The following is a 19,114-nucleotide window of genomic DNA, read 5'->3' on the forward strand; positions in this document are numbered from 1 at the left end:
CCAACCGCCCGGGGCATATTTTGTGCGAATCCCGCAGCGGATGGAGGGAGGTCAAGCGATGGCGGAGCGGCCCGATGACCGGCGGAGCCGGACGGACGACGGCGACCATGAAGGCCGTGCCCAGGCGGAGATGGACATCGACCGCATGGTAAACGAGGGGCTCGGCGGCGGGTATGTGTCTCCCTTGAAGAACGGATGGATCGGCGACACGACGACGGACACGATGGAAAATCCGGAAGGAGGCGGATCGGAATGAACCGGATCCTCGATGGTTTCGGACGCTTTCGGCGGCCTTCGCGGCTCTTCAGGATGTCCGGCCTGTCCATCCTGACGGCACTGGTGCTGATCTCCGGCTGCGCGGGGATGAACGGCGCCGGCGGGAAGGGGGATGGCAAGAACGGCGGCGTCACCGCGAAACAGGCCGACGGCGGGGGAGTCCGCAAGGCGCAGAACGCGGGTGACGGCGTCGGCGTCCGCCCGCGGGCGCAGAACGACACGCCGGACCTTGCGGACGGACCGGAGCGGAAGCATCGCGAGCCGAAGCCGATGACGCTGGCCGACCTGCGCGCGAAATATCCGAGCTGGTTCGTGATTTCGGGCCCCGGAGACAGGCGCGAAGTGGCGCTCACGTTCGACGACGCGCCGGACGACGTGTTCACGCCGATGGTGCTGGACGTGCTCAAGCGCGAAGGCGTGAAGGCGACGTTCTTCTGCGTCGGCAACCGGATCGAGAAACATCCGGACGTGATGCGGCGGATCGTCGCGGAGGGCCATGTCGTCGGCAATCATTCCTACAGCCACGCCAATCTGCCGAAGCTGTCGGACGAGAAATTCCGCGAGGAGATCCGCAAGACGGACGAGCTGATCCGGAAATTCACCGGATACACGCCGAGCTTCGTCCGCGCGCCGTACGGCAACATCACGGAAGAGCAGATCAAATGGCTCGCGAGCCAGAAGCGCAAAATCGTCGGCTGGAACGTCGACTCGCTCGACTGGAAGTCGCTGAGCCGCGACGAGGTCGCGACGAACATCCTCGCGCACGTGAAGCCCGGCGCGATCATCCTGCAGCACTCGGCCGGCGGCGTCGGGGAAGATCTGACCGGCACGGTCGAAGCGCTGCCCGAGGTAATCCGGAAGCTGCGGGCGGACGGCGTGGAATTCGTGACGGTCGCGCGGATGCTGGGCATCCCGCAATAGGCCCGGGATGCGGGCGCCGGCCTTTCCGCGGCTGTGGGGAGGCGGGAACGCGGAAGGCCCGGCATTCCGGGGCGTCGGGGAAGCCGGGAACGCGGCGACCGGGCATTGTGTCCGGCGGAAAAGTCGGGAACGCAGGGTCCGAAGCCGGAAACGGTCCGGGCGGCGGCTCCCGGCTTTCTCTTTTTTTCTCCACGGCAAAAAGTTAAAATAAAATCACGGAAATTCATTGATTTGTCCCATTCGCCGTGGAAGGGAAGACGCCGAAATGGTCGCAAAGCAGCACATCGGCCTCAGGAAGAAGGAAATTGCCACACGCATTGTCATGCTCACCATCGGCGCGATCCTGATGGCCGTCGCGCTTGAAATATTTCTTGTTCCGAACGATGTCATCGACGGCGGCATCACGGGCATATCCATCATCCTTCACGAACTGACGGGCGTTCGGCTCGGGCTTTATCTGTTCTTCCTCAACCTCCCCTTTCTGTTCCTCGGCTACAAACAGATCGGCAAGACGTTCACCCTGTCGACGCTCTACGCCGTCTCGGTCATGTCGCTCTGCACGTTCCTGCTCGAGCCGATCGCGCCGATCACGATCACGAAGATTCTCGCCGCGATATTCGGGGGCGTCATCCTCGGCGTCGGCGTCGGCCTCGTCATCCGGTTCGGCGGCTCGATGGACGGAACCGAGATCGTCGCGATCCTGATCAACAAGAAAACGCCGTTTTCCGTCGGCGAGGTCGTCATGTTCTTCAATTTCTTCATCCTGACGTCCGCCGGCTTCGTCTTCGAATGGGACAGCGCGATGTATTCGCTGATCGCCTATTTCATCGCGTACAAGGCGATCGACATCACGATCGAAGGGATGGACGAGTCGAAGGCGGTCTGGATCATCAGCGACGCCGCGGCGGAGATCGGTACGGCGATCCTGCACCGGCTCGGGCGGGGCGTCACCTATCTGTCCGGCGAAGGGGCTTACACGGGGGACAGCAAAAAGGTCATCTTCTGCGTCATCACGCGGCTCGAAGAAGCGAAGATGAAGTCCATCGTGCAGGAGCTGGACCCGAACGCGTTCATGGCCATCGGCAACATCCACGACGTGAAGGGCGGACGGTTCAAGAAGAAGGATATCCACTAGAAGGAGAAATTTCCTCCATGTCGCCGGGATGAACGGGAACCGGGGAACATTCGAAGCCGAGGCTTCGCCGGTTTGGGGCGAAACTTCCCGGGAACCGGGAGTCCGCAGAGACATGGGGTTTTTTTTCTTTTGTTTAGTGATTGGCGGCGACCGGGTATTGGCGGCGTACCGGGCACGGATGAACATGCAAAGCAGCCATGCCGCGCAGGGCTGGTTGGCCGGCGCCGTTCGGGCGCGGTTGGACCGCGCGGGCCGTTTGTTGAACGCCCGTGGCCCTGCCGCTATAATTAGTGCATATTGACAATGCGCTCGAAACCTTGGGAGGCGTCCGGGATGGACGAGTTTGCGCGGATCCGCCTCTGGACGGGCGGCCGCCAGCGTCCGGAATGGCAGCGCTCGCGCGGCGTCGTCGTCGGCATCGGCGATGACGCCGCCGTGCTCGAGCCGGACCGGGAGGGCGCGGGCGCACCCCGCCATCTGGTCTGGACGATCGACACGATGGTCGAGGACGTGCATTTCAGCACATCGACGATGGACGATGCGGACATCGGGTGGAAAGCGCTCGCGAGCAACGTGAGCGACATCGCCGCGATGGGCGCCGAGCCGCGGCACGCCCTCGTCTCCGTCAGCATGCCGCGCTCCCGCGATCCGGAGCGGGTGCGCCGCCTCTACGACGGCCTGTACGAATGCGCGGACCGCTACGGCGTCGCGATCGTGGGCGGCGACACGACGGCGTCGCCGGATCGCCTCGTCGTGACGGTGGCGCTGGGCGGATCGGTCGAGGCCGGGAAGGCGGTGACGCGCGCCGGCGCGCGGCCGGGCGATCTCGTGTTCCTCACCGGCCCGGTCGGCCTGTCGGCGGCGGGGCTGCACTGGCTGTCGGGAGCCGCCGGGAACTTCACCGGGCCGGTGCCGCTTGAGGCGGCGGAGGCGGCCGGCACGGCCGCGCTCGTCCGCGCGCACCGCCGGCCGCAGCCGTCCGTGGCGGCCGGACGGCTGCTGGCGGCCAGCGGCGCCTGCACGTCGCTCAACGACGTGAGCGACGGGCTCGCGAGCGAAGCGCGGGAGATCGCCGAGGCGTCCGGCGCGGCACTCGTCATCCGCGAGCGCCTGCTGCCGGTTCCCGGCGATCTCGCCGCGTACGCCCGCGCGGCCGCCGGCGGCGACGGGGCGCGCGCCGGCGAACTCCTGCTGGGCTGGATGCTGGGCGGCGGCGAAGATTACGTGCTGCTCGGCACGATGGACCCCGCCGCCGCCGGCCGGCTGGCAGCGGCGTTCCGCGAGGCGGGGCTCGAACTTCACGTGATCGGTGAAGCGGAGGCCGGTCCGGCCGGCGTGTGGCTCGAGCCGGCGGACGGCGGCCCGAGGCGGCCCGCCGGGGCCGCGGGATACAATCATTTCGGCGTCGGCCGGGAAGAAGGACGGTGAACGCCGTGGACGGACAACATGTGCATGGATGGAACGCGGGCGGCCGATCCCCGGGCGAAGGGGATGCCGGCGGGCGGTCCGCCGGTGAACGGTTGTGGAGCGAAGGGGACAGGATCGACCGGGGCCCGGACGGTCCGGATGTTGGATCGGCGGTATGGCGCGCAGAGGATGAGCGCGGGACGGCGCGGCTCGCCGAATGGCTGGCGGAGCGCGCGGAGCCGGGCACGGTCATCGCGCTGGACGGGGATCTGGGCGCGGGCAAGACGTTCTTCGCGCAATGCTTCGCCCGGGCGCTCGGCGTCCGCGAAGTCGTGAACAGCCCGACGTTCACGATCATCCGGGAATACGAGGACGGGCGGCTGCCCCTGTACCACATGGACGTCTACCGTCTCTCACAGGAAGAGGCGGACGAGCTCGGGCTGGACGAATATTTTTACGGACGGGGCGTCGTGCTGGTGGAGTGGGCGCGGCTCATTCCCGATCTGCTGCCGCCGGAACGCCTCGCGATCGAGATCGGGCATGACGGCGGCAGCGCGCGGACGATCCGGCTGACCGGTACGGGCCGGCCGTATGCCGACTGGTGCCGGATGCTTGCAAGGGAAGGAGCGGGCGGCGCATGAAGGGACAAGCGGGCAACCCGTTCGACCGGCCGGTGCTGGCGCTCGACACGTCGACCGCCGCGCTCTGCGTCGCCGTCGTCGCGGGCGGCCGCGTCTTGGCGGAAGCCCGGTCGATCGTGGAGCGCAGCCATTCGGTGCTGGCCGTGCCGATGGTCAGGGACACGCTCGCGAAGGCGGGGGTGGCGCGCGGCGATCTCGGCGGCATTGCCGTCGGCCTCGGCCCGGGATCCTACACGGGCGTGCGGATCGCGGTGACGATCGCGAAGACGCTCGCCTGGGCCTGGGGCGTGCCGCTCGCCGGCGTGTCCAGCCTCGAGGCGCTGGCGCTCGGCGCGGCGTCTGCGCCCGGCGCGTCGGAAGGGGAGGCGGCCGGAGCGGGCGCCGCGTCCGGCGGGGCGGACCGTTCGGCGGAAGCGGCGCGCGCCGCTTCCGGTCCGGCGGGCACGCGCCGCGAATGGATCGTGCCGCTGATGGACGCGCGGCGCGGCCAGGTCTACACCGCCCTGTTCGAATCCGGCGGATCCGGCGGCGGCTGGCGGCGGCTCGCCGGCGACGGCATCCGGCTCATGCGGGACTGGGCGGACGAGCTGGCGGAACGGGTGGAACGGGGACTCGGCCGAAGCGGGACGGACGGCTCCGGTGAAGCGGTGACCTTCGGCCGTTCGCCGGACAGCCGGAACGTGGCAGGTGCCGGATCGCCGGCCGGACCGGAGACGCCGGGCGCGGCGACGGCTGCGGCGGGCACGGCAGGGGCTGGCGCGGCGCAACCGGCGGCGGGGCCGGCCGGAGCGGAATCGCCAGGTTCGACGTTTCCGGGGGAAGCGGCCGAACCGGCCGCCGCGCCGCCCGATGCGATTCGGTTCGTCGGCGATCCGTCGCTCCACCTCGCCGCCATCGGGCGGCTGAAAAATCGGCTGGACGGCCGCGTGCGGATCGAGGTCTTCCCGACCTTCATGGAAGGTCGGGCGATCGCGGAGCTCGGCATCCGGCGTCTGGCCGCCGGCGAAGCCGACGACCCGCACGCGCTCGTGCCGAACTATACGCAGCTCGCGGAAGCGGAAGCGAAGCTTCTCGCCGCCGGACGGCAGGAGGGATGACGATGGGCGAACGCGCGCGGGATGCGCAGGGCCACGGTGGAGGCGCCGGGAGCGCCGCGAAGGTGCCGGAGTTCCGGCCGATGCTGTTGTCCGACGTGCCGGTGATCGCGGCGATCGAGCGGGAAGTGTTCACGGTGCCGTGGTCGGCGGAGGCGTTCGTGAGCGAGCTCAAGCACAACCAGTTCGCCCGGTACACGGTGATGGAGCTGGATCGGAACATCATCGGGTACGGCGGCATGTGGGTCGTCATGGACGAGGCGCACGTGACGAACGTCGCGGTGCGCGCGCCGTACCGCGGACGCGGCTACGGCGAGATGCTGATGCGCCGGCTCATGCAGACGGCCAGGGAGCAGGGCGCGAAATCGATGACGCTGGAAGTCAGGGTGTCGAACGAAGTGGCGCAGAATCTGTATCGCAAACTCGGGTTCGTGCAAAACGGCATCAGACCCCGGTATTACACCGACAATCAGGAGGACGCCTATATCATGTGGGCGGATCTTACCGCCGGAGGCGGGACGGCATGACGGCTTCCGCTCGCGGCGGCGCCCGCGCCGGCGTCATCCTGGCGATCGAGACGAGCTGCGACGAGACGTCGGCCGCCGTCGTGCGCGGCGGCAGGGAAGTACTGAGCAACCTGGTGTCCAGCCAGGTCGACGCGCATCGCCGGTTCGGCGGCGTCGTGCCGGAGATCGCCTCGCGCAAACACGTGGAATCGATCACGCGCATGATGGAGCTCGCGGTGGCCGAATCGGGACTTGAGCTCCGCGACATCGACGCCGTCGCGGTGACGCAGGGGCCGGGGCTGGTCGGCTCGCTGCTCGTCGGCCTCGCCGCCGCGAAGGCGTTGGCGCTGGCGCTGGACGTGCCGCTGATCGGCACCCACCACATCGCGGGACACATCTACGCCAACCGGCTGGTCGGCGAGATTCGCTATCCCGCGGTGGCGCTCGTCGTCTCCGGCGGGCATACCGAGCTGGTCGTCCTCGAGCGGGAAGGAAGCTTTCGGATCATCGGCCGGACGCGGGACGACGCGGTCGGCGAGGCGTACGACAAGGTGGCGCGGGCGCTCGGGTTTCCGTATCCGGGCGGACCGCACATCGACCGGCTGGCGTCGGATGCCGACGACGTGAACGAGCTGCCGCGCGCCTGGCTCGAGCCCGATTCGTACGACTTCAGCTTCAGCGGCCTCAAGTCCGCCGTGCTCGCGGAGATCAACAAGGCGAAGATGAAGGGCGAGCCGCCGATGCGGCCCGCCCTGGCGCGGGGATTTCAGGAGTCGGTCATCGATGTGCTCGTGACGAAGGCGCTGCGCGCGGCGGAGGCATTCGGCGCCCGGCAGCTGCTCTTGTGCGGCGGCGTTGCCGCGAATCGCGGCCTGCGGGCGGCGATGGCGGCGGCCTGCGGAGCGCGCGGCCTGCCGCTGTCCATTCCGCCGCTCGAGCTCTGCACGGACAACGCCGCGATGATCGGGGCCGCCGCCTATCTGAAATGGGTGCGCGGCGAGTTCACCCCGCTCGACGCGAAGGCCGACCCGCTCCTCTCCCTCGAGGAATGGTCGGTGAAGGACTGAAGGGAGAACCGCGCGGACGGGCGACGGACGGGCGTCCGGCCGAAAAGGGAAAAGTCCCGCTTGAGGCGGGACTTTGTTTATTTGAAGAAGAGAAAATGGGTCGGAAGCTTGCGCAGTTCGCCGTCGGACGGCTTGTTGACCACGCGGCCGTTGAACACGAGCGACGACGAGCCGCCGCCGTCGAGGTTGTAGGCGTCCTTGACGCCGTAGCGCTTGAGCAGGATCTGCAGCTCCTCGAGCGTCGCGCCGGAGCTGCCCTTTTCGTCGTAGCCGTCCACGACGAGGATGAGCAGCTGGTCGTCCTTGTAGTTGGCGATCACGGTGCGCGGCGCGCGGCGCGGGTTCGTCTTCCACTTCTCGGGGATGGGCTGGGCGCGGCCGTTCTTCATCAATATCGGCACGAAGGACGCGCCGAACCGCGGCTTCAGCCGGTCCAGCTCTTCCTGCTTCTCGAACTTGCCGCCGATGAGCTGCATCTTGTCGTTCATGCCGACGAAGAACAGATCCTTGTACGTCGGGACGAAACCGTCCACGTATTGTCCATCGACGATCGTCGTGCCGAGCGGATAGCGCTTGCCTCCCGAATCCCAGAAACCGCCCGCGTTCACGCCGGCGACGGCGCCGTACCGTTTGACCGCCGACAGCGTCGTCTCCGCGCCGCCCAGCTTGTCCTGTCCGAGCACCATCGTCATCGCCTTGTCCGACTTCAGCTTCACCTTCAGGGCGTAGCCGTTGAAGTGCTGCGCCTTGATGTGGAAGAGCTGCGCCGTGATCCGGCCCGAACGCACTTCCTCGACCGGCTTGCCGAGCCGGGCCGTGATCCGCCGGTCGTAAATCGCGTACGGCCTGCCGACCTGGGCGGCCGCCAGCTTCGCGATCCGCTCCGCCTCGGCGGCGGCCAGCGCGTACAGCTCCGCCGACCGGCGAAGCGACTCGCGCGTCTCGCGGGCCAGCCCGATCGCCTCGTCGAGGCCGGCGGACACCTCCGCGATCCTCGTCCCCGCCTCGGGTACCGCCGGCAGACGGAAAGCCGGGTACGCCCGGTCGGACAGCGTCAACGTCAGATCGGAGCCCGCCGCCGCCAGCCAGATCCCGAGTCCGAGAAAAGGCGCCGCGGCGAGCAGAAACAGACGGTTGATCGCGCGGGGAGTCAGTATCCGGTTCATTTCAACACATCCAGCTGCTTCTCGAGCTGCTCCAGTTTCTCCTTCACTTCATGGAGCTGCGTGTAGAGCAGATTGCGGTCGTCCTTCTCGCCGGTCGCGTTGTCGCGGGTGAACGTCAAGAGTTCGTTCAGCTCGTTCACCTTCGCCTCGACGGCGTCGATATCGGCGCGGAAAGACGCTTCGAGCTCGGCCATCCGGGTTTCGACTTCCCGCTGCATCGCGGCGATCCGTTCCGCCGTTTGCCGCTCGATGTCGGCCGTCATGCGGGCCCGGAGCTCGTCGGCGTACCACGCGGCGCCGGCCGCGCCGCCGGCGATGAGCAGCAGCCAGACGAAGACGAACAGGAGGGCGGCCGCCCTCGACGCGGACGCCTTCTTGCGGGAAGCGCGCGCCGGCATCTCCGCACCGGTTGCCGTCAGGAACTCCGCGCCGGATGCCGTATGGTACGGATCGTTGCGCATCGTTTCGCCACCTTTCTCCGAATCTGCCGCTTTGTCGAATCTTCTTTTTCCGGATCTTCCGCTGTTCCGAATCGGCGGCATCACCGGGCATGCCGCGGGACGTCCGGGGTTCCCGCAGGAATCGTCCGTTTTCCTAGCGTAACGGATTTTCTTCCGATTGGGAACCCTGTCGGAATTCCCGGATCAGGAAAACGCCAGGCAATCATGAAGCGGCGAAGGCATCCCATTCAATTAGACGGGCTCACGCCCGTTTGGTTGCGAAACGGCGCATCACGGTACTGCGTCCCGTTCCGGGAGGGTGCGGCCCGCTCAATACGGCATTTGACGGTACCACATACCGCTGCGGGAGGATGCGGCATGTCTCGTGAGACGCGGGGAACGGCGAATCACGGTCCGGGGAGACCGCCAACCGGGCCGCAAACGGGCGGAACGGGCGGCCGGGTGGCGCGCCATAACGATTCGGGAACCGTCAACGGGCCGGCGCCCGCCCGTCCCGACGCCGCAATGCCGCCCCCTGCTACGCGCGGGTACAGAAAAAACGGAATTTTTCGAATTGACAAAACCCATTTGCGGGAATATAATGTGTACCAATCCAACGCATACATCCGAAACGCGATGAACAGGAGCAGTAGGGTGAAGCCGGGATGCCGGCGGGGCGCAAGCCCCGGGTCGGCCAGAGAGCTGCGGGTTGGTGCGACGCAGTCGAAGGTGATCCCGAATCTCGCCTGGGAGCGGAACGGCGGAACGGACGGCGTGGGAGCCGGCACCACCGGCCCCGACAGCCTCCCATTATGCCGTTACGGCTGACCCCCGTAATCGGGTGCATGCGGGCGCGTGCAGCGCCGCATGCGTGAGGTGGACGCACCGGCCGGGGCCAACGGTCGGGCACGGGCGTCAACAAGAGTGGTACCGCGCGGGCACAAGGCCTGTCGTCTCTTGAGCGATCGGGAGACGGCAGGCTTTCTTGATTTCCGGGATCCCGCCGCGCGGGACGATACAAGCGAACAGACTCGCAAAACGCGATGAACGGGAGCAGTAGAACGGTGACGGAATAACGCCGCCGGCCGCATCCGGACGCATGGCGCATCGATGCGGCGACAGCCGAAGGGCGCGGCCGTGATCGGGCACATGACGCAACGATTCAATGGCAGCCCGAGGGCACAGCCGCAACCGGCGCATGACGCCATGATGCGATGCAGGCCGCCGGGCCTTCGCGCATCGAAGCGGCCAAGGCGTCCCATGGCGGCGGGCGGCGCAGAGAGCTGCGGGTTGGTGCGACGCAGCCGAAGGCACCGTTCGAACTCGCCCGGGAGCGGGCGGACCGACACGGACGCGGAGCGTACGGCCGCGCCCGGATAGGTCCGGCACGGGTGGACCGCCGTTACACGGTCGCCGGCGGCGCGGACGGCGCGCGGCCGCGCGTCCGGTCCGACTGCAGCGGACCCGGACCGCAAGGCCGCTATCCCGCAGGAACCGCAAACCTGCAAAGTCCGCCGGAGCCTTGAAGCTCTCGATCCGCCGGCGCTGAGGGGACGCGTCCCGCAAGGGGCGCGTCAACAAGAGTGGTACCGCGGCATGCCGACCACATGTACGGCCTGTCGTCTCTTGAACGAATGTTCGGGGACGGCGGGCCTTTTTGATTTGGCTCCGAAAAACCACACGTTCAGGAGGGACGTTCACCATGAACCAAACCGTCAACCAACACGCATGCAAACGCATCACGATCTTCGACACGACGCTGCGCGACGGCGAGCAATCGCCCGGCGCTTCGATCGAGCCGGAGCAGAAGATCGTCATCGCGCGCCAGCTCGCGAAGCTCGGCGTCGACGCGATCGAGCCGGGGTTCCCGATCTCGAGCCCGGGCGAGTTCGCCGCCGTGCAGCAGATTTCCCGCGAGCTGCAGGGGACGGAGATCGTCGGCTTCGCCCGCGCCGTGCGCGCGGACATCGACGCTGCGATCCAGGCGACGCAGGACGCGGCCCGGCGCCGGCTCCACCTGTTCATTTCGTCGTCCGACATTCATATCGACTTCCAGCTGCGCAAGTCGCGCGAGCAGGTGCTGCAAATCGCCCGCGACATGGTCGCGTACGCGAAGCAGTTCGTCGACGAGATCGAGTTTTCGCCGATGGACGCGACCCGATCGGGCATCGAGTTCCTCATTGAAATGATCGAGGCGGTCATCGCCGAAGGCGCAACGATCATCAACCTGCCCGACACGCTGGGCTACGCGATGCCCGACGAATACGAGGCGCTGTTCCGCACCGTCCGCACGCAGGCGAGGGGCGGCGACCGCGTCCGCTACAGCGCGCATTGCCACAACGACTTGGGGCTTGCGGTCGCGAACAGCCTCGCGGCGATTCGCGGCGGCGCGACGCAGGTCGAGGTGACGGTGAACGGCATCGGCGAGCGGGCGGGCAACTGCTCGCTCGAGGAGCTCGTCATGGCGATCGAGACGCGCAAGGACGCGCTGAAGGCCGAGACGGGCATCAACATCGCCGAAATCTACAACACGTCGCGGCTCGTCAGCCGGATGATGCATTTCCCGATCGCGTACAACAAGCCGATCGTCGGCCGCAACGCGTTCCAGCACGAGTCCGGCATTCACCAGGACGGCCTGCTCAAGAACCGGTCGACCTACGAGATCATGGACCCCGAGGCGATGGGCATCCCGCGCAGCATGATCGTGCTCGGCAAGCATTCCGGGCGCCATGCGATCAAGCACCGCGCCGCGGAGTACGGCATCCGTCTCGAGGGCGAACAGCTGGACGAGGTGTACGCCGCGTTCAAAAAGGTCGCCGACCGGCAGAAAATCGTCACCGACGACCAGCTCCTGCGCATCATCGGCGAATCGACGGATCTCCATGAGGAGCCGTACACACTCGTCGACCTGCAGGTGCTGTCCGGCACGCAGCGCGCCCGCATCGCGTCCGTGACGATCCGCGAGGGCGCGACCGGCGTCGAGCACACCCGCTCCGCCATGGGCGCCGGTCCGATCGAAGCGGTCATCCACTGCATCAAGCAGGTGATCCCGATCGCGACCGAGTTCGAGGATATGGAGCTCCATTCGCTGTCCTCGGGCGAGGACGCGTACGGCGAGGCGGTCGTGACGGTGCTGCACGGCGGCCGGCGCTACCGGGGCACGGCGATCCACAAGGACGTCATCCTCGCCGTGGCGCAGGCGTTCATCGGCGCGTGCAACCAGGCAATCATCCGGACGGGCGCGCGCGGCCGCGAACAGGAGGAGAAGACGGGCTGATCGGTCATGCGGGCCGATCGCCCGCCTTTTTTGTTTGCGTTCCAGGAAACGGGAAAAAAGACCGGCGAAATTCGAACTTCCCGCCTCTTTACAGCCCGTGGTTCCGACGATGGTCCCGGTTGTGCACAACGTTATCCACATATCCACCGAAAACTGTGTGCAAACGCGATGGAAGCAAGCGGGATGTCGAATGCCGTCGTTTTGCAAACGGGGACAAGTTTTTCACAATCGATCTGTGGATAATGTGGACAATGTGGGTGAATTTTTCACCGTTTGCGCCGGGTTCGGGTCGAACAGGATGAAAACCATGCCGTTCTAGGGGCGGAAAACCGTCAGTATCGCGTGAATTGATGCACAATTTCGGGGATAGTGTGGATGATTTTGTGGATAATGTGATCTTCCGCATGATGGAAAAGCGAAATCGGAACGGAAACCGGGTCACGGATTGACAAAATATTCTTTTATAGGAAAATAGTAGCCAAAAGGTGGAGGAGCGTCGATCGATGAAACGTTGCGCGTTGACGGCGGTTCTGGTATGCCTGCTCGCGATGGCGGCGGCGTGCCGTTCCGTTCCGGTGATCGGAGAAAAGTCGGACGAAAGCGACGAGTTCACCTGGCAGGGCACGCTGCGCCTGGGTTTGTTCACGATGACCAAGGGGCCTCTGTTTCCATACGAGGCGGGAACGGATCCGATTTGGAAGCCGATGATCCAGGAGCGGCTGAAAGATTTCATGGAAGCGCATCCGGGCGTGCAGATCGAGGTGGTCGACATCCATTCCGGGCCGGGGTGGCTGGAAACCGTCCTGAACGATCCGGATCTCAGGCCCGATGTCGTGGAGCTGACGCCGTACCAGGCGTGGAGAATGGCTGACCAGCTCATGAACCTGACGGACTGGATCCATCAGGAGACGGGCTGGACCGGCGCGTACGCCGAACTGGCGGCCCGCATGTCGCCGGACGAAGGGACGCTGCTGCTGCCGCTCCGCGTCATTCCGTGGATCGTCTTCTACGACCCGGAGCAGTTCCGGGAGCTGGGGATCCCCGAGCCGGCGGAAGACTGGACGATTTACGATTTCGTGGAGACGGCGCAACGGCTGGCGGAAGCCGGGCGTCCGGTCGGCTCCATGGGCGGGCTCGAAGCAGCAGAGAGGATCGTCCGCGCGTGGGGCGGGCGGTACACGTCGCCGGACGGCGGCTCCGTGATCGGCTGGATGGACTCCGAGGAGACGGTCGATGCGTTCGTCCGGTACGCGCAGCTCGTGCCCGCGGGCTTGGATTCCGGAGATCCGAAGGAACTGCCCGCTCTCGGCATGTGGGAGGCTTCTTCGCTGAGGAATCTGTACCTGATCCGATATGCGGACTACGGCATCGGCCCGACGCCGAAGGTGCCCGACGGCGAGAGAATCAACGTCGCGAAAATGAGCGGCCTCGCCGTCCTGAAGGACAGCGAGCACCCTTACGCGGCGCTGGATCTTCTCAAGTGGCTCATCGGCAGGAACGACGAGGAAGCGCTGACGTTCGTCGCGGATCACACGCTGGACACGGTCAGCGAGTCGTTCACCACAAGCCCGCACGCGAGCGTCGCCGCGCTGAAGGAGCGGATGCGGGAAGGAGATCGCCGTCGCGGTACCCGCATCGTTCCAACCGTATCTGGCGAGGGCGGGTTACTACGATTTACGTAACCCGTGGCCGCTCCGGACGTCGGAGGAGATCGCCGCCTGGCGGGACCGGGAGACGGCGAAGCATGAACTGGCCGATCTGGCGCGTCAGTTCGAGGAGTGGCTCGCGAAGGCCGCCACGCAGGCTCCTGACGAGGCCTATCCGTGACCGGAGGCCAGGCTGTTATGTGAAAAGGCGCCGCCGTCGGGGGACGGTGGTTGATTTTGTATTTGAAAAAAACTTGACGCGGCCGGGCGGGAAGGTGTAGAATCGGAAATCTGATGCCCGGGACCGGAGGCGTCCCGATCCGCATGCAGACGGCACCGTCATGACAGCATCGATATGGCGCAAGAAAGGGGCGATTCCTCCATGTCCGATATGACCGGCGCGCGCCCGGCCGGATTGTTCGGCAACCGGTTCTTCCAGACCGTTCTCATGTCGAACATCATGCTGCAAATCGGCATCTGGGTCCGCAACTTCGCGATTCTCCTGTACGTGGCCGACATGACGGATTCGGACCCTTACGCGATCGCGTTCATCTATGTCGCGGAATTCCTGCCGATCTTCCTGTTCTCGTTCATCGGCGGTACGTTCGCGGACCGGTGGCGGCCGAAACGGACGATGATCTGGAGCGATTTCCTGTCGGCCCTGTCGGTCTTCGCCGTGATGGCGACGATGGTCATGGGCGTGTGGCAGATGGTGTTCTTCGCGACGCTTGTCTCGTCGATCCTGTCGCAGTTTTCGCAACCTTCCGCGATGCGGATGTTCAAGATTCATCTCAGGCCGGATCAGCTTCAGCAGGCGATGGCGTTCTTTCAGTCGATGGTCGCGATCTTCATGGTCGGCGGGCCGTCGCTCGGCACGTTCATGTACGACCGGTACGGGATCGAGATCTCGATCGCGGTGACGGGCGTCGCGTTCCTGCTGTCCGCCCTGGTGCTGCTCCGGCTTCCGGAGACGCCGTCGGGAAGGGAAGCCGGAAACCCGGCGGGCGCCGGAGCGGTCGATCCCGCCGGCGCGCCTCCGCAACAGGCAAGCTTCCGGCGGGAGCTGGCCGAGGGGTTTCAATATGTCTGGCGCAGCCCGGTGCTTCGGGTGCTCGGCCTTACGTTCGCGCTGGCCGGCATCGGGGTTGGCATGGTGCAGCCGCTCGGAATTTTCGTCGTGACGGAGAAGCTGGGGCAGGAGAAGGAATTTCTGCAGTATCTGCTCATGGTCAACGGGGCGGCCATGCTGCTCGGCGGCGGGCTGATCGCCGCGCTGGCGCGGCGCGTGCTGCCGCAAAAGCTGCTTGCGTTCGGCATGTTCGCCGGCGCCGTCACCACGCTGGGGATCGGCCTGTCGGAGCACGTCTGGCTGACGCTGGTCCTGCAGTTCATTGCCGGCCTCACGTTCCCGTCCATCCACATCGGGATCAGCACGATGATTCTGCGCTGGTCCGATGCGTCGATCGTCGGGCGCGTGAACGGCGTGCTCAACCCGATGTTCATGGGCATGATGGTCGTCATGATCGCCTGCGGCGGCAGCCTGAAAGCCTGGTTCCCGCTCGAGGCGCTGTATGCGGCGTCCGCGCTTGCCATGACGGTCGGCACCGCGGCGCTGGCAACGATCTTCAGACACCGGCCGCCGGAAGAGGCGGCCGCGCCCGCCGTGTCCGGCGCGCCGTCGCATTGACGATCCCGGCCGGGCGGAACGGAGCCGTCCCGAACATCCCCGCTGGGGGGTGTCCGGGCGGCTCTTTTTTTCACGGAAAAGGGCCCTTCGGCGCACGGGCGGTTCGGACAAGGTCATGGCCAAAGGCGCGACCATGAACGAAGAACATTTGAAAACGCTTGTATCTGAATGGACAAGAAGTCGTTCTGTCCTGTCTGATCCTGCTGCTGACGGCATGCGAATCGGGCGGGATTGGACGCGATGGGCGCGACGCACGCGAGGGTTCATCCGAATGGTCGGGAACGCTTCGCATCGCGCATTTCGTCGCGAGAAGCGGCGCACCGCATCCGTACCGGACGGGGACGCATCCCCTGGAGAAGACGATGATCCGGGAGCGGATGAAGGAGTTTATCAGAGACGCCCGTTCGTCCGTCTGTACAAAACAAAGCCCGCATCGTGCGGATGCGGGCTTTCGCCGTCTTTGGGCCGTCTTCAGACCGGCGACTCGCCGTCGGATTCCCCGACCGGCTCCGGCGCGGCTCCGGGCGGACGCCGCTTCAGCCGGCCGGCCCGGTACAGGGCTTCGCGGAGCAGGTATTCGATGTGGGCGTTCACGCTGCGGAACTCGTCGTTTGCCCATTGCTCGATCGCACGGTACACGTCGGGATCGAGCCGCAGCGGGAACGCTTTTTTGTTGCCTGCCATGGATCCGTCGTTACGTATAGAGCGTGCCGGCGTTGATGACCGGCGTCGCGGAGCGGTCGGAGACGATGGCGACCATCAGGTTGTTGACCATCGCGGCGCGGCGTTCGTCATCCAGCTCGATACCGTTCTCGGCCAGCTTGCGCAGCGCCATCTCCACCATGCCCACGGCGCCTTCGACAACCTTCTGCCGCGAGGCGACGATGGCCATCGCCTGCTGCCGCTGCAGCATCGCGTTCGCGATCTCCGGCGCATAGGCGAGATGGCTGAGCCGGGTCTCGAGCACTCGCACGCCGGCCACATCCAGCCGCTCCTGCAGTTCGCGCATCAGCTGCTCCGCGATCTCGTCCGTGTTGCTCCTGAGCGACACCGCCCTGTCGTCGCCGAACGTGTCGTAGGCGTACTGGGTTGCGATGTGGCGGATCGCCGTCTCGCTCTGGATTTCGACGAATTCCTCGTAGTTGTCCACGTCGAACGATGCCTTGGCCGTGTCGACGACCCGGAAGACGACGACGGCGCCGATCTCGATCGGGTTGCCTTCCGCGTCGTTCACCTTCAGCTTCTGGCTGTTGAAGTTGCGGACGCGCAATGAAATCTTCTTGCGGTGCGCAAACGGGATCGTCATCCAGAAGCCCGCTTCGAGGATCGTGCCGACATAACGGCCGAAGAAGGTGATGACCTTCGCCTCGTTCGGCTGGACGACGGTGAGGGACGTGAACACGATCATGGATGCGATCAGCATGACGATGAAGCCGATGACGTCTCCCGGCGTCGGCTCGTCCGGGGCGTTCGAGGCCAGGACGAGGATGCTGCCGAAGAGCAGGACGAATGCGAGGAACAGGGCAGGAAATCCGTTCAATTTCCAGGCGTTTCGTTCTTTCATGGGGGGGCCTCCTTCCGGGTGTTGATATTCTTTTGATATTTTTATGATATCACTTTTTCAAGTGAATGGCAAGTATTGTGAAACCTTACCGATTCTCAACCGTATGGGAGACGTGCAGACCGAATTCGTCCTTTTTTCAAACGTTTTTCAGGGGGGTACGGCATGAGCGAACGGACGGACGCCGTGGCGAGTGCGGGCCGGGCGATCCGGCTCGCGGTCGATATCCGCTCCGCCGGCTACGAGGCCGGCAAGGCCGTCATCCGGGACGTGCGTTTTGACGTGGGAGCCGGAGAACTGGTCGGGCTGATCGGTCCGAACGGCGCGGGCAAGAGCACGACGATCCGGGCGGTGCTCGGCCTGCTCCCGCGGACGGTCGGCGACATCCGCTTCGGCGAAGGTCCCGGGCTGCGTCCTGCGCGGCCGGTTGATGCCGGCGAACCGGATGGCACCGGCGGATGGAAAGGACGGTACGCGTACGTGCCCGAGCAGCCGGTGTATTACGAATATCTGACGCTGTGGGAACATCTGCGCCTGGCCGCGGCCGCGCACGGCCTGGCGGAGGAGGCGTTCTCCTCCCGGGCCGAGCGGCTGCTGGAGCGGTTCCGGCTGCTTGAGCACCGGCACGAGTTTCCGGCGAAGTTCTCGAAGGGAATGCAGCAGAAGATGATGCTTGCGATCGGCTTCATGCTCGAGCCCGACCTGTACATCGTCGACGAACCGTTCATCGGGCTGGACCCGCACGCCGTACGGGATCTGCTCGATCTGCTCGGGGAAGAGCGTCGGCGCGGCGCCGGCATTCTGATGTCGACGCACGTGCTCGACACCGCGGAACGAATCTGCGACCGCTTCGTGCTGATGAACGGCGGCACCGTCGTCGCGCGGGGCGGGCTGGACGATGTGCGGCGTCAGGCGGGTCTCGCCGGCGATGCGCCGCTGTTCGACTGTTTCCTGGAGCTGACGAAGCGATGACGGACGGGAAGATGACGCGCTGGACGCCCGTCCGCCTGCTCCTTTCGCGGATTGTCCGTTTCCTCAGGGAGCAGTACCGGATCTGGGGGACCGCCCTGGACTGGACGGTGCTGCTCTACATCGCCGTGCCCGGACTGTGGATGCTGGGCGGGCTCTGGCTCGAGATGCTGCGCGAGCCGCCGGATTGGCTCGCGGCGATTCCCGCGGAGCTTGCGCCGCCGCTTCTGGCGCTGCTCCTGTTCAAAGGGCGGCTGCGCACGTTCCGGGAAGAGGCGGACGTGCTGACGCTGCTGCAGCGAGGGAGCTGGATCCGGACGCTGAAGCTCGGAGGCGCCGTCTACACGCTGCTCGCCATGGCGATCTCGACCGCCCTGACGTTCGCGTTACTGCTGCCGTGGCTGCGGCTCCATGGCGCGTTCGACGCGGGCGGCCTTGCGCTGTGGGCGGCGTTCACGCTGGCCTGCCGGCTGCTGGCGGCCGCCGCCCGCAGGCTGGTCGATTCCCTGCTGCGCGGACGGAAGCGGGGGGCGGCGCACGTAGCGCTCGCGGCCGCTCTGGTTGCGTTGTATGCGGGGGTGGTGCCGGCGTCGGACGGCCGTGCCGGGATGCTCGGCGCGTGCACGGCGGCCGCGTTTGCCGGAGGGGCGGCGGCGGTCGGCGCCCTGCTGCGGCTGCGCGGCGGCCACGAGGCGGATCTTCGGGCGGAGCTGCGCGCCCGTACGGCGGCCGCCGGTCTTCTGGTGTCCGCCGCCGGCGTCGAGCGGAAGCCGGAGCCGATCTTCCGTCGTCCGCTTTTGTTCCCGCGCTCGGGGCGAATCCTGCGGGCTTCGGATCCGGGAGCGGTGCTGGCCGAGATGCGGATCAAATCCTTTCTCCGCAGGTCGCCGGTGCCGGGATTCCGGCTTGTCGCGGTTCCGACGGTTGCGCTGGCCGCCGTTCCGGACCGGCTGGCTCCCCTGCTTGCGGCCATCCTCATGGCGATGATCGCGTCCTGGCTGCAGCGGGATTTCAGGGAATGGATGGACGAGCCGTACCTCGCGCAGTTCCGCTGGAAAGAGGCGGATGTGCGGCGCGGCGCTTCGCTGTCGCGGTTCCGGCTGATGCTGCCGGCCGCCGCGTGGTTCGCGGGCGTCGCCGGCTGGCGGTTGGCCGGCTGGGCCGGGCTGGCGGCGGCCGTCCCGCTGGGCATCTGCCTCTGGGTGATGATCAACGGGTTCATGCACGATCTGCCGGCCGTGAAGCCGCGTCCCGCGGATACGGCGGAGCGGGACGCCGATGCCTGAGACGGCGTTCGCCGGTTTCGTACAGTCAAGGCGGG

17 protein-coding genes are annotated in these 19,114 nt (G+C 66.3%); 13 read left to right on the forward strand and 4 right to left on the reverse strand.

Features of this window, described 5'->3' with window-relative positions:
• Positions 1-58 precede the first annotated feature (58 nt).
• The 8 genes from A9Z00_RS11175 (at position 59) to tsaD (ending at position 7,047) form a co-directional block, all read left to right on the forward strand.
• A complete protein-coding gene (locus tag A9Z00_RS11175) occupies positions 59-256 on the forward strand; it encodes a hypothetical protein (RefSeq protein WP_296977209.1) in 198 nt (65 codons plus the stop codon).
• Positions 253-1,197 (forward strand): polysaccharide deacetylase family protein, encoded by a 945-nt coding sequence (locus tag A9Z00_RS11180; protein WP_296977211.1) that lies wholly within the window; start codon positions 253-255, stop codon positions 1,195-1,197. The genes A9Z00_RS11175 and A9Z00_RS11180 overlap by 4 nt, the downstream gene beginning before the upstream one ends.
• 265 nt (positions 1,198-1,462) lie before the next feature.
• Positions 1,463-2,332 carry a YitT family protein gene (locus A9Z00_RS11185; RefSeq protein ID WP_296977213.1) on the forward strand — a complete coding sequence of 290 codons (870 nt, stop codon included), beginning with the start codon at positions 1,463-1,465 and terminating at the stop codon, positions 2,330-2,332.
• Between the two features lie 333 nt (positions 2,333-2,665).
• A complete protein-coding gene (gene thiL / locus A9Z00_RS11190; RefSeq protein WP_296977216.1) occupies positions 2,666-3,760 on the forward strand; it encodes a thiamine-phosphate kinase in 1,095 nt (364 codons plus the stop codon).
• Between the two features lie 113 nt (positions 3,761-3,873).
• Positions 3,874-4,380 carry a tRNA (adenosine(37)-N6)-threonylcarbamoyltransferase complex ATPase subunit type 1 TsaE gene (gene tsaE / locus A9Z00_RS11195; RefSeq protein ID WP_296977312.1) on the forward strand — a complete coding sequence of 169 codons (507 nt, stop codon included), beginning with the start codon at positions 3,874-3,876 and terminating at the stop codon, positions 4,378-4,380.
• Complete coding sequence (tsaB, locus tag A9Z00_RS11200; protein WP_296977219.1) at positions 4,377-5,477, forward strand: tRNA (adenosine(37)-N6)-threonylcarbamoyltransferase complex dimerization subunit type 1 TsaB; 1,101 nt, start codon at positions 4,377-4,379, stop codon at positions 5,475-5,477. Before tsaE ends, tsaB begins: the two co-directional genes overlap by 4 nt.
• A 2-nt stretch (positions 5,478-5,479) precedes the next feature.
• Positions 5,480-6,001 (forward strand): ribosomal protein S18-alanine N-acetyltransferase, encoded by a 522-nt coding sequence (gene rimI, locus A9Z00_RS11205; RefSeq protein ID WP_296977221.1) that lies wholly within the window; start codon positions 5,480-5,482, stop codon positions 5,999-6,001.
• A complete protein-coding gene (tsaD, locus tag A9Z00_RS11210) occupies positions 5,998-7,047 on the forward strand; it encodes a tRNA (adenosine(37)-N6)-threonylcarbamoyltransferase complex transferase subunit TsaD (RefSeq protein WP_296977224.1) in 1,050 nt (349 codons plus the stop codon). The genes rimI and tsaD overlap by 4 nt, the downstream gene beginning before the upstream one ends.
• Positions 7,048-7,124: 77 nt before the next feature.
• Here tsaD and A9Z00_RS11215 read toward each other — a convergent pair whose 3' ends face one another.
• Positions 7,125-8,213 carry a phosphodiester glycosidase family protein gene (locus A9Z00_RS11215; protein ID WP_296977228.1) on the reverse strand — a complete coding sequence of 363 codons (1,089 nt, stop codon included), beginning with the start codon at positions 8,211-8,213 and terminating at the stop codon, positions 7,125-7,127.
• Positions 8,210-8,674, reverse strand: a complete 465-nt coding sequence (locus A9Z00_RS11220; RefSeq protein ID WP_296977231.1) for a hypothetical protein — start codon at positions 8,672-8,674, stop codon at positions 8,210-8,212. The genes A9Z00_RS11215 and A9Z00_RS11220 overlap by 4 nt, the downstream gene beginning before the upstream one ends.
• Before the next feature lie 1,681 nt (positions 8,675-10,355).
• On the opposite strand from A9Z00_RS11220, the gene A9Z00_RS11225 reads away from it, so the two are divergent.
• The 3 genes from A9Z00_RS11225 to A9Z00_RS11235 all read left to right on the forward strand — a co-directional run bounded on the left by A9Z00_RS11225 (position 10,356) and on the right by A9Z00_RS11235 (position 15,263).
• Positions 10,356-11,930 carry a 2-isopropylmalate synthase gene (locus A9Z00_RS11225; protein ID WP_296977233.1) on the forward strand — a complete coding sequence of 525 codons (1,575 nt, stop codon included), beginning with the start codon at positions 10,356-10,358 and terminating at the stop codon, positions 11,928-11,930.
• A gap of 503 nt (positions 11,931-12,433) precedes the next feature.
• Positions 12,434-13,612, forward strand: a complete 1,179-nt coding sequence (locus A9Z00_RS11230) for an ABC transporter substrate-binding protein (protein ID WP_296977236.1) — start codon at positions 12,434-12,436, stop codon at positions 13,610-13,612.
• Between the two features lie 355 nt (positions 13,613-13,967).
• Complete coding sequence (locus A9Z00_RS11235; RefSeq protein WP_483316300.1) at positions 13,968-15,263, forward strand: MFS transporter; 1,296 nt, start codon at positions 13,968-13,970, stop codon at positions 15,261-15,263.
• Positions 15,264-15,734: 471 nt separating this feature from the next.
• Here the strand turns inward: A9Z00_RS11235 and A9Z00_RS11240 are convergent, their stop codons facing one another.
• Both A9Z00_RS11240 and A9Z00_RS11245 read right to left on the reverse strand, forming a co-directional pair.
• Positions 15,735-15,947: a type II toxin-antitoxin system antitoxin gene (locus tag A9Z00_RS11240; RefSeq protein ID WP_296977242.1), complete on the reverse strand. Its 213-nt coding sequence runs from the start codon at positions 15,945-15,947 to the stop codon at positions 15,735-15,737.
• 10 nt (positions 15,948-15,957) lie between these two features.
• On the reverse strand, positions 15,958-16,827 hold the full coding sequence (locus A9Z00_RS11245) for an SPFH domain-containing protein (protein ID WP_296977245.1): 870 nt from the start codon (positions 16,825-16,827) through the stop codon (positions 15,958-15,960).
• A 162-nt stretch (positions 16,828-16,989) separates the two neighbouring features.
• Between A9Z00_RS11245 and A9Z00_RS11250 the strand changes: the two genes are divergently transcribed.
• Positions 16,990-17,796, forward strand: a complete 807-nt coding sequence (locus A9Z00_RS11250) for an ABC transporter ATP-binding protein (RefSeq protein ID WP_296977248.1) — start codon at positions 16,990-16,992, stop codon at positions 17,794-17,796.
• Positions 17,793-19,079 (forward strand): ABC transporter permease, encoded by a 1,287-nt coding sequence (locus A9Z00_RS11255; RefSeq protein ID WP_296977251.1) that lies wholly within the window; start codon positions 17,793-17,795, stop codon positions 19,077-19,079. Before A9Z00_RS11250 ends, A9Z00_RS11255 begins: the two co-directional genes overlap by 4 nt.
• Positions 19,080-19,114 lie beyond the last annotated feature (35 nt).

Source organism: Thermobacillus sp. ZCTH02-B1 (genome assembly GCF_002159085.1).
Taxonomy (GTDB): domain Bacteria; phylum Bacillota; class Bacilli; order Paenibacillales; family Paenibacillaceae; genus Thermobacillus.

Coding starts and splice junctions, on each gene's coding strand:
- A9Z00_RS11225 (WP_296977233.1), top strand. CDS start 10,356: ATGAACCAAACCGTCAACCAACACGCATGCAAACGCATCACGATCTTC.
- A9Z00_RS11235 (WP_483316300.1), top strand. CDS start 13,968: ATGACCGGCGCGCGCCCGGCCGGATTGTTCGGCAACCGGTTCTTCCAG.
- tsaD (WP_296977224.1), top strand. CDS start 5,998: ATGACGGCTTCCGCTCGCGGCGGCGCCCGCGCCGGCGTCATCCTGGCG.
- thiL (WP_296977216.1), top strand. CDS start 2,666: ATGGACGAGTTTGCGCGGATCCGCCTCTGGACGGGCGGCCGCCAGCGT.
- A9Z00_RS11180 (WP_296977211.1), top strand. CDS start 253: ATGAACCGGATCCTCGATGGTTTCGGACGCTTTCGGCGGCCTTCGCGG.
- A9Z00_RS11245 (WP_296977245.1), bottom strand. CDS start 16,827: ATGAAAGAACGAAACGCCTGGAAATTGAACGGATTTCCTGCCCTGTTC.
- A9Z00_RS11250 (WP_296977248.1), top strand. CDS start 16,990: ATGAGCGAACGGACGGACGCCGTGGCGAGTGCGGGCCGGGCGATCCGG.
- A9Z00_RS11215 (WP_296977228.1), bottom strand. CDS start 8,213: ATGAACCGGATACTGACTCCCCGCGCGATCAACCGTCTGTTTCTGCTC.
- A9Z00_RS11255 (WP_296977251.1), top strand. CDS start 17,793: ATGACGGACGGGAAGATGACGCGCTGGACGCCCGTCCGCCTGCTCCTT.
- A9Z00_RS11220 (WP_296977231.1), bottom strand. CDS start 8,674: ATGCGCAACGATCCGTACCATACGGCATCCGGCGCGGAGTTCCTGACG.
- A9Z00_RS11185 (WP_296977213.1), top strand. CDS start 1,463: ATGGTCGCAAAGCAGCACATCGGCCTCAGGAAGAAGGAAATTGCCACA.
- tsaB (WP_296977219.1), top strand. CDS start 4,377: ATGAAGGGACAAGCGGGCAACCCGTTCGACCGGCCGGTGCTGGCGCTC.
- A9Z00_RS11240 (WP_296977242.1), bottom strand. CDS start 15,947: ATGGCAGGCAACAAAAAAGCGTTCCCGCTGCGGCTCGATCCCGACGTG.
- A9Z00_RS11175 (WP_296977209.1), top strand. CDS start 59: ATGGCGGAGCGGCCCGATGACCGGCGGAGCCGGACGGACGACGGCGAC.
- rimI (WP_296977221.1), top strand. CDS start 5,480: ATGGGCGAACGCGCGCGGGATGCGCAGGGCCACGGTGGAGGCGCCGGG.
- A9Z00_RS11230 (WP_296977236.1), top strand. CDS start 12,434: ATGAAACGTTGCGCGTTGACGGCGGTTCTGGTATGCCTGCTCGCGATG.